Source organism: Herpetosiphon sp., from assembly GCF_003512625.1.
Classification (GTDB): Bacteria; Chloroflexota; Chloroflexia; order Chloroflexales; family Herpetosiphonaceae; genus Herpetosiphon; species Herpetosiphon aurantiacus.
In genome coordinates this window covers 1-9,418 of sequence record NZ_DOPT01000081.1, presented here as the reverse complement: position 1 = coordinate 9,418, position 9,418 = coordinate 1, and the positions used below count along the sequence as shown (strand labels likewise).

The following is a 9,418-nucleotide window of genomic DNA, read 5'->3' as shown; positions in this document are numbered from 1 at the left end:
TCTCCCATCCGATGGGAGAGGGGCTTTAATGGCGTGGTTTTGGCATGATTTGTGGTGAAAACGGGTGCTCCCCCTCGCCCGCGTTTTCGTGGGAGAGGGGGTTTGGGGGGTGAGGGAACGCTCCACAGCAGACCAATCGTAAAAAACCTACCCTTGTAAGCAGTCCAGAATCCTAATCCCCAATGCGCTCTATTCATAACTGCATCCCGTAGTTCGCATAATTGCTGCTTTGGTTCTCTGCACCTCGGCGTTAAACCCTAGCCCCGATGTTCGTTGCTCTATGTTCGTTGCTCTGTGTTAAGACTTGAACCTCTTTTTTTGCCTTTTGCCTTCTGATTTTTGCCTTTCACTTCCCCCTTGACATTTTCTGAATCGCTAGTATATTTATGACTGGTAAGTCATTAAAATACTGATGAGTCGAAAAGCCATCAGTAGAATGGTTAGAAGCAGGCAATCTATGGCAGCGAATCAACCAAGCGATCATGCTAGTTCGGTGGTACGTCCGTTGAAAGAACGCCAGCGTGAACAACGCGAGGCCATGATTTTGGCCGCAGCCCACGCGGTGTTCATTGCCAAAGGCTATCACGACGCTTCGATTGACGAGATTGCAGGCCAAGTTGGCATTTCCAAGGGCGCGATCTATCAACATTTTGCCAGTAAAGAGGATTTAGTTGAGGCCTTGATTGCCCAACAGATCAGCGATTTTCTGGGCATTTTGGATCGCCTACTCGCAGAAACAACCTCGGTTTGCACTCGGCTTGAACAGATTCTGTCCCACGCTTATGGTGGCTTGCAGGGCAAACACAGTGGTGTGTTGCTCGAATTGCACCATCGAATCGGCTTGCCCAATGCCGTGATTGAAAAACGTCCTCAGCTTCAATCGCGCGTTGAACAAGCCATGAGCCGCCTCAGTCGCTTATTTGATGAGGGCAAAGCGACTGGCGAACTCAATCCATGCATTCCAACGCCAATTATGGTGGCCACCTTTATTGGTTTGTTGTCATTGCGTGGTTACGAGCAATTAATCGCAAGCGCCCAATTCAGCCCTGCCGACTTGATTCCCCATATTAGCCAGATCTTCTTTCGCGGCATTGTCGCACCAACTGGAAGTTAAGTTAATTGATAGCAAGGAATCATACAACAATGACACAATCACAAGTGCACATATATGCCGATGATCCAACGGCGCAGATTTTTCAGTCCAGCGCAATTGAAAATCCGTATCCGTTGTTTGCCCAAATGCGGGCCAAAGCGGCGGTGCTGGCGGTTCCCTCGCCCTATGAATTTGTCAAAGCCGATGCGTGGCTGGTAACGCGCTATGCCGAAGCAGTCCAAGTATTAAAGGATAGCCGCTTCACGGTCGATGCAACGATCCTCAACCCTGAGGCTGGCGTATTTGGCCAAACTGCCTCGGAAGGAGCCGAAGATCGCAGCTTCTTGGGCGCAAAATCGATGGTTAGCGCCGATGGAGCCGAACACTCGCGCTTACGCAGTTTGGTGGCCAAAGCCTTTACCCCGCGCTATATCGAACAGCTGCGCCCACGCATCCAAGAGCTTGCCGATGAATTGCTTGATCAGGTGCAGGCTCACGGCACGATGGATTTGGTGCAAGATTACGCCTATCCTTTGCCAATTAACGTTATCTCCGAAATGCTGGGCGTACCAACCCATGAACGCGACCAGATGCGCGAATGGTCGGACGCATTGACCAGCCATAGCCCTGAAAGCCAAGGCCAGTTGCGCGAATTTGCCATGTATGTGCAAAAGCTGATCGCTGATAAACGCCGCAATCCGCAAGCTGATCTGATTAGTAAATTGGTCGAGTTGGAAGCCACAGGCGATGCCCTCAGCGAATCAGAATTATTGGCAACCGCAGGCTTGTTAATTTTTGCGGGCCACGAAACCACCTCGAATTTAATCAGCATTGGCTCGTTGATGTTGCTTGATCATCCTGAGCAACGCGCTCGCTTGCAAGCCGATCCCAGCCTTATTCCAACAGCCGTCGAAGAATTATTGCGCTTCAATGGGCCAATCTTTAGCCCTGCCCCACGTTTTGCGCTCGAAGATGTGGAGATCGCAGGTCAGCCGATTCGCCGTGGCGATTTGGTGTTGGTGGCGCTTGGCTCGGCCAACCACGATCAAAGCGTTTTCAACGATCCTGAATCATTGGATGTGGCGCGTGAAATTAGCCGCCAACTCGCTTTTGGCCATGGCGTGCACTTCTGTTTGGGTGCGCCGCTCGCTCGCTTAGAAGCTGAAATCGCTTTCACCAGCTTATTGAAACGCATGCCCAACTTACAGTTAGCTGTGCCACGCGAACACATTCAGTGGCGCGATAACGTGAATTTACGGGGTCTCAAAGCCCTCCCTGTGATCTTCTAGATCACTTTTTCGATCAACCATTCATTCTTACCACAGGAGTCGATCAATGCGTTTACACGACAACGTTGTCATCATTACCGGAGCCGCCTCAGGGATGGGCCTTGCGATGGCTACCCGCTTTGCTGCCGAAGGAGCTAAATTAGTACTTGGCGATTGGAATGCTCAGCGGCTCGAAGCAGCCGTCGCCACGATTCAAGCCAGCGGGGCCGCCGTGGTGGGTGCACAAGGGAACATTGCCGATCAAGCGACTGCCGAGGCCTTAGTTGATTTAGCCATCAGCAGCTACGGCCAACTCGATGTGCTCTGCAACAACGCCGGGGTTATGGATTCGATGCAAGGAGTCGCCGAAGTTTCCGATGATATGTGGCGACGAGTCTTGGGCATCAATCTCGAAGGCCCGATGTTTACTAGTCGGCGGGCACTCAAATATATGTTGGAGCGTGGCAGCGGCGTGATTGTTAATGTTGCTTCGACGGCAGGAATTCATGGTGGTTCAGCTGGCGCAGCCTACACCGCCTCGAAACATGCCTTGGTTGGCCTAACCCGTAACACCGCATGGATTTACGCCAAACGCAACATTCGCTGTAACGCAATTTGCCCAGGCGGCACGATCACCAACATCGTCGAATCGATGGATCGCAACGCGATTGCTCCAGCCGATGCTGCTCGCGTTGGCGAGTTTACTGCGCTGGCTCCGGCCTACCTCGAACCCTCGGATATTGCCAATTTGGCCTTATTCTTGGCTTCGGATGAGTCGCGGCATATCAATGGGGCAATTATTCCAGCCGATGCTGGTTGGGCCGCCGTTTAGCTAGATTATTCGCTTGGATTCAGCCCCACGCCCAACGCCTTGGACGTGGGGTTTTCGTATTGATCAGGCAATGAGTTCTGATGCCGAAACGCTATTTGCTGGTACAATGAGTGCCGATGAACAATCTAGCTATGTTGCGTGAGGTTTAGAGTGCTGCGCTTGATTAAACGCAGCTTAGTTGCCCGCTTAGTGGCAATGTTTTGTTTGGTCGCCACTTTGGCTGTAAGTCTCTTAGGCTTAACGGCCTATTGGCTTGGTCGGGGGGCAATTGAGCAATCGGTGATCGAACGCTTGAGCATCGCAACCTCGCTCAAAGAGCAAGAAATCGAGCGTTGGATCGATGATCAGCGCAAAGAGGTGCAATTGTTAGCAGGCTTGCCGCTTGTTCGTACCAACGCCAATATGTTGGCCAACTCCAAACTGGTTAGCCCTGAAGCCAATAGTGCCTACGATACGCTCGCAACCTATCTGCGCTCAGTCGTCAAAAATCAAACCAAATTTGATGAGATTTTTGTCTTGAATCAAGTGGGCCGTGTCATTTTCTCAACCGATCCCATTCGCGAGGGCAGTGTGGTGAGCGGCGTTGATTATGTGAATGTTGCTCAATTTGGCTTGTATATCGAGAATATCTACCCCAATGATTTAGATATTCCAACCATGACGATTGCCAGTCCATTATTTGACCAAGATAATAATGTCTATGCCGTTTTAGCGGCCCACATCAATCTCTCGCGGCTCGACGATATTTTGGTGCAGCGGGTTGGCATAGGGCGCACGAGCGAAACCTATTTGGTCGATAGCAAGCAGCGCTTTGTTTCGAGCAAACGCTTTGGGCGGCCTGGCATGCCCAGCCTGGTTGATTCATATGGCATTCAGCAAGCCTTAGCCAAGCAAAATGGCAATGCTAAATATCAAAATTATGCTGGCGACGATGTGGTTGGGGTCTATCGTTGGCTCGAAGGGCGCGATCTGATTCTGCTGAGCGAGGTTAGCCAAACTGAGGCCTTTGCGCCTGCCCGCGAACTGAGTATCATCATTGTGGCGATTGGCTTGGTTTTGGAGGGGTTGGCGGTTGTGGCGGTGCTTATGCTTATGCGGCGCGTGGTGTTGCCGATTGCCCAATTAACCGAAGCGGCAGCCCATGTGGCCGAAGGCAATTTGCAAACTGCCGATTTGCCCTCACGAGATGATGAATTGGGCTTGTTGATTCGTAGTTTTACTCGTATGACCGCGCAGTTACGTACCAACCGTGAGCAACTTGAAGAGCAAGTTACCCTCCGTACCAACGAGTTACGCTTGGCCTATCAGCAATTGGTACAGGTAACCGATCAACTGCAAGAGAAAAACGATTATCTGCAACAAGGCCTCAGCTTGGCCCACGACATTCAGCTTGGCTTGCTCTCGCAACGCCCACCGTGGCCACCAGATCTGCTGCGAGCGAATGCCCGATCGTTGCCTTCAGCCGAAGTCGGCGGCGATTTCTATAGCTTTGTCGAGTTGGGCAATGGGCGGGTTGGCGTGGCGATCGGCGATATCTCGGGCAAGGGTGTTGGCGCTGCCTTGATGATGGCGTTGGTTTCAAGCACCTTGGAAGAACGCGCTCGCGAAGGCAGTCAGCCAGCAGTATTATTGCAAACGCTCAATAGTTTGTTGATCGATCGACTAAAATCTAACCATATGAATGCTGCCATCTTGTATGCTATTTATGACCATGCGACTGAAACCTTGCATCTTGCCAATGCTGGCATGGTTATGCCCTATTTGCTACGAGCAGGCACGCTTGAAGAAATTGATGTGGTTGGCTTGCCAATTGGCTCACGCTCCGATATCCAGTATCAAGAACGCATGATTCAGCTGAAACCTGATGATCATGTGGTGTTTGTGAGCGACGGCGTGGTTGAGGCACGTAATCTCGCCAACCACATGCTGGGCTTTGAGTTGCTCGAAACAATTCTGGCAGGCTATCGCCAATGGCCCGCGATCGAGCCATATCATGAGTATCTGTTCAAACAAATTAGCAATTTTATGCAAGATCGTAGTCCCGTTGATGATCTGACAATCGTCTGGTTACAAAAATGAAATTTGACCTTCCCCTTATTCCTCTCATCGCTGTCAACGCGAGCGCGAGGCTACGCTTAGCTTAGCCGAATCTCGATCAATGGTGGATACTCGAGCGTTGCATGCACCGTACAATGCTGGGCGGCGCGTAACACCGCAGCCTGGCGAGCTTCAGAGACGCTGGCTGGTAATGCAACCGCAAGCTCATAGCGATCGATGCGCCGTGGATCACTGCCGAAACTCCAACGAATCACCACTGTAGTGCCAGTTAAATCAAGCTCAGCAGTTTGGGCATAGCGCTCCATCACCGCAGCGGTGCAGCCAACTAAGGCGGCTGCCTGCAATTGTACCGGATTGAGATCGGCGGGATAGCTCAATGGCTGGTTATTAAAAATGAGATCAAGTTGCTGCGATTGTGTAACTGAAATTTGCATAAAGAACCTTTTTCAAATAGTCGAATCTGTGTGAGGGATCAATGAACCTTGTTCGTAGCTTAACATTAATTGGAATACTTGGCTGTTTAACTGGCTGTATGCGTACAACTGCTGAGCCAACCAGTCAACCAACGAGCCTGCCATCAAGCGTCCCGCTTGCCACTCCAACCGTGGGCGAAGCCCCGCAACGCTTGGCTTTTGTTGCCAATCAGATCAACCGAGGAACGATCATGATCTCGGGGCTTGATGCTAACCCACCGCAACTACTCAACCCTGATTTTCCGCTAGCCATAGATCCAACGTGGTCGCCTGATGGTAACGAACTGGCGTTTGTGGTGCAAGATAGCGATGGCTTCAATATGTATATCAGTTCTGCTGATGGCAGTAATTTATTCCAAGTAACCAATCAACCAGGTGACGATCAAAGCCCCAGTTGGTCGCCTGATGGCCAACAATTGGCGTTTCAATCCAATCGCTCGGGCAATGACGAATTGTATCTGATCAATCGTGATGGCAGTAATCTTAGACAACTCACCAACGATCCTGCCCGAGATTGGCAACCAAGTTGGTCGCCTGATGGAAGTTTGATTGCTTTTACTTCAGATCGTGGGGCGCAAACTCCTGATGGTTGGAATGATCAATTGTATGTAATTCAGCCTGATGGTCAAGGCTTGAAGTATTTAACCGAAGGCTTTGGCCGCGCTCGCCATCCTGCGTGGTCGCCTGATAGTCAACAGCTTGTCTATGTCGTTGGTGGTGGTGATGTAGGCAGTAACTCGATTTATACCGTCAATCGCGATGGCAGCGATCCGACGTTGCTGTATGCCAATGCCTTCGACCCTCAATGGCTTGATCAGCGAATGTTGTTTACCACCTATGATGAGCAAACATTTCATACTGCGCTGCGTATATTGGATTTGAATACCTTAGAAGTGAGCGTGCCGATCACAATGGCGGATACAGATCTCATCCAACCAGTTTTGAATCGCTGATCCTGATCGAACGTCGTTTAACCACGTTTTTAGGTAAGAAGGGAAGAATCATATGCAGCCCGTTCGTTGTGCAAGCTGTCAATCCAATAAAATAATTCCTACTGCAAGCATCCACGAAATGGAAAAACGCTATGAACGCCTTATGGTGACAGTCTATACAAATCCTAAGGCTGTTTTCGCCAAAGGTGGAGTGGATACATGGGTAAGCTGTGCAGTTTGTGGCGATTGTGGCCATATGATGCTTTACGCTGAAGATCCACAAGCCTTGTGGCAAGCCTATCAATCGCAGCAAACGCGCTAAAATGCTGATCGCCGTAGGAATATAGCAGCACTGGCTTAGCGCCCCTCATCTCGAAAGCGGGATGAGGGGCTAACTGTATTGTTACTCAACAACCTATTGCGTCGATGGATTAAGCACGTTGATAGCTGGCAACTTGCTGGCGAAATGAATCGGGAATTGGCACCGAACGTTGAGTTTTGTAATCAAACCAGATTAATTCGGTCGAGCCTTGGGTCACAATTTCGTTGCCCCGCTTAATCGTATAAATCATGGTAAAGCTTTTATGCCCAATCCGCGAGACATCGACGCTGCCTTGGAGTTGATCGCCAAAAAACACAGGCTTGAGAAAGCGCACTGAAATTTCGCCTAAAATAAACGGCACTTCAGCCAAATGCGCTACGCCCAACAATTCGAGCGCAAAGTGTAAACGCAAGGTCTCAAAATAAGTCAAATAGACCGCATTATTGACATGCCCAAGCCCATCCAAATCGCGAAAACGAACTTCTAGTGGATACTGAAACGACATCGATGTCCTCCAACCATCCAAAGTACACACAGATATAGGCATATTGTAACAAATTTCTCAAAATTTCGGTGTTGTTGATAACCTTGTCGCCAGCCAATCTTTGTGATATTCTGCACATAAGCCTGCAACGACGTTTGAGCAATTGTATGGGGCGCTTGATCTGGCAAGGTTGCAGCAATACAAGGGGGTTTTAGCATGAGCGATAATCCATTTCTTGACCGATTTCGTGAGCAAAGCCGCACTTCAGGCAAAATAAAGCCACAAGCACCCGCTTCCGACCCGAACGCCGACAGCGACAAACCTAAAAAAAGCCCATCGCTCACCGCTCAACGCGCAGGATCGATCGCCGAGCAACGCATTCAGGCGGCCATGGAAGATGGCATGTTTGATAATTTGCCAGGCGAAGGCCAACCAATCGATTTAAATGATGATATGTATATTCCTGCCGAGCTGCGCATGGCCTTTCGGGTGATGAAAGGCAGTCAACAAGGTGCGCCATGGGTTGCCTTGCAACACGATTATAATAATCATATCAATCGCTATCAGATTTGGTTGCGTAATAATCGTGAGACATGGGCCGTTACCAGCATTAATGAGCAAGAACGGTTGCGCCGAGAGTTACAAGTTTGGGTGCGTGATTTGAATACAATCATTCATCAACTTAATGCCATCGTGCCAAACGACAGCCTCCGCGTTGGTTTGGTGGTCTATGAGCGCGAATTGCGAGCCTTAGAAAGCGCCTTATAACTATGTTTAATGGGAAACAGCGCTATGCTTTATTATCAATTGTTGCAGCATGCGTAACGATTGGTTTGAAGTTTGGCGCTTATCTTTTGACCGGATCAATCGGGCTTTTTTCGGATGCGGCGGAATCGGTTGTCAACCTGATTGCAGCGATTATGGCTTTATGGATGCTGACGATTGCTATGCGTCCCCCCGATCATGACCATGCCTTTGGCCACTCCAAGGCTGAATATTTTGCCAGCGGCTTAGAGGGCATGTTAATTATGTTGGCTGCTGGCAGCATCATCTGGACAGCTTGGCCACGCGTGTTAAATCCAACTCCAATAACGCGACTTGACCTTGGTTTAGGGCTTTCGATCTTTGCCACCGCGATCAACGGCGGTGTGGCGTGGATCATTATGCGAGCAGGCAAACGCTTACGCTCGATCACCTTGCAAGCCGATGCCCACCACCTATTTACTGATGTTTGGACGACGATTGGCGTAATTGGCGGAATTTTACTGACCAAATTATCGGGCTGGCTGGTGCTTGATCCGCTAATTGCGATCGCAGTTGCCCTCCACATTATCTGGATTGGCTTTCGGATTTTGCGTGAATCGGGCTATGGTTTGCTTGATAGTGCCTTGCCCGATGAAGATCAAGCGGTGATTGAAGATATTCTGTCGCGCTATCGCCAACGTGGCTTGCAATTCCATGCTTTGCGCACGCGGGTTGCTGGGCCGCGCCGTTTCATTTCATTGCATGTGCTAGTACCAGGCTCGTGGAGTGTCCAAAAAGGCCATGATGTCTGCGAAACGATTGAATTGGCAATTGCCGCCGCCCTACCCGATAGCCATGCGATCACCCACCTTGAGCCACTCGAAGATCCCGCCGCCTGGGACGACGAAGGCCTTGATCGGGTCAATCACGAGCCAATCAGTTAGTTTGTAGGTAGAGGATAATGCAGGTTTTAACAACGGCTGGATGCGATTCGCAGCCGATGCGCATGCCCTCACCCCCTAGCCCCCTCTCCCGCCCAGCAGGCGAGGGGGAACTATACAATCATGATGGTTGGAACTCCCCTCGCCCGCCGCCGTGGGAGAGGGGTTGGGGTGAGGGAACGCTCTATTTGCAAAAAAAACGAGTCTGTGGTAGTATATCCCCGTTGTCGCGAGGCAAGCAAAAACGCGGGCTCGTGGTGTAGCGGCCTAA

10 protein-coding genes are annotated in these 9,418 nt (G+C 50.4%); 8 read left to right on the top strand and 2 right to left on the bottom strand.

The window, feature by feature from the left end:
- Positions 1 to 457 precede the first annotated feature (457 nt).
- From DEF47_RS17350 to DEF47_RS17335, 4 genes are all read left to right on the top strand, one after another.
- Complete coding sequence (locus DEF47_RS17350) at positions 458 to 1,114, top strand: TetR/AcrR family transcriptional regulator (protein WP_041304065.1); 657 nt, start codon at positions 458 to 460, stop codon at positions 1,112 to 1,114.
- A 29-nt stretch (positions 1,115 to 1,143) separates the two neighbouring features.
- The gene (locus tag DEF47_RS17345; protein WP_012188528.1) at positions 1,144 to 2,382 is read left to right on the top strand and encodes a cytochrome P450 family protein; all 1,239 of its coding nucleotides are present in this window, start codon (positions 1,144 to 1,146) and stop codon (positions 2,380 to 2,382) included.
- A 46-nt stretch (positions 2,383 to 2,428) separates the two neighbouring features.
- Positions 2,429 to 3,193 (top strand): SDR family NAD(P)-dependent oxidoreductase, encoded by a 765-nt coding sequence (locus DEF47_RS17340; RefSeq protein ID WP_012188529.1) that lies wholly within the window; start codon positions 2,429 to 2,431, stop codon positions 3,191 to 3,193.
- 150 nt (positions 3,194 to 3,343) lie between these two features.
- Positions 3,344 to 5,272: a SpoIIE family protein phosphatase gene (locus tag DEF47_RS17335; protein WP_012188530.1), complete on the top strand. Its 1,929-nt coding sequence runs from the start codon at positions 3,344 to 3,346 to the stop codon at positions 5,270 to 5,272.
- A 56-nt stretch (positions 5,273 to 5,328) separates the two neighbouring features.
- On the opposite strand, the gene DEF47_RS17330 is transcribed toward DEF47_RS17335, so the two are convergent.
- Positions 5,329 to 5,685, bottom strand: coding sequence for an OsmC family protein (locus DEF47_RS17330; RefSeq protein ID WP_012188531.1), 357 nt, complete (start codon positions 5,683 to 5,685; stop codon positions 5,329 to 5,331).
- A gap of 41 nt (positions 5,686 to 5,726) precedes the next feature.
- Between DEF47_RS17330 and DEF47_RS17325 the strand changes: the two genes are divergently transcribed.
- Together DEF47_RS17325 and DEF47_RS17320 are read left to right on the top strand one after the other, a co-directional pair.
- Positions 5,727 to 6,677, top strand: coding sequence for a TolB family protein (locus tag DEF47_RS17325; protein ID WP_012188532.1), 951 nt, complete (start codon positions 5,727 to 5,729; stop codon positions 6,675 to 6,677).
- 118 nt (positions 6,678 to 6,795) lie between these two features.
- On the top strand, positions 6,796 to 6,978 hold the full coding sequence (locus tag DEF47_RS17320) for a hypothetical protein (protein ID WP_041304068.1): 183 nt from the start codon (positions 6,796 to 6,798) through the stop codon (positions 6,976 to 6,978).
- Positions 6,979 to 7,087: 109 nt separating this feature from the next.
- Here the strand turns inward: DEF47_RS17320 and DEF47_RS17315 are convergent, their stop codons facing one another.
- Positions 7,088 to 7,483: an acyl-CoA thioesterase gene (locus DEF47_RS17315; protein WP_012188533.1), complete on the bottom strand. Its 396-nt coding sequence runs from the start codon at positions 7,481 to 7,483 to the stop codon at positions 7,088 to 7,090.
- A gap of 195 nt (positions 7,484 to 7,678) precedes the next feature.
- Between DEF47_RS17315 and DEF47_RS17310 the strand changes: the two genes are divergently transcribed.
- Both DEF47_RS17310 and DEF47_RS17305 read left to right on the top strand, forming a co-directional pair.
- Positions 7,679 to 8,230, top strand: coding sequence for a DnaJ family domain-containing protein (locus DEF47_RS17310; protein WP_012188534.1), 552 nt, complete (start codon positions 7,679 to 7,681; stop codon positions 8,228 to 8,230).
- Between the two features lie 2 nt (positions 8,231 to 8,232).
- Positions 8,233 to 9,150: a cation diffusion facilitator family transporter gene (locus DEF47_RS17305; protein WP_012188535.1), complete on the top strand. Its 918-nt coding sequence runs from the start codon at positions 8,233 to 8,235 to the stop codon at positions 9,148 to 9,150.
- Positions 9,151 to 9,418: the final 268 nt, after the last annotated feature.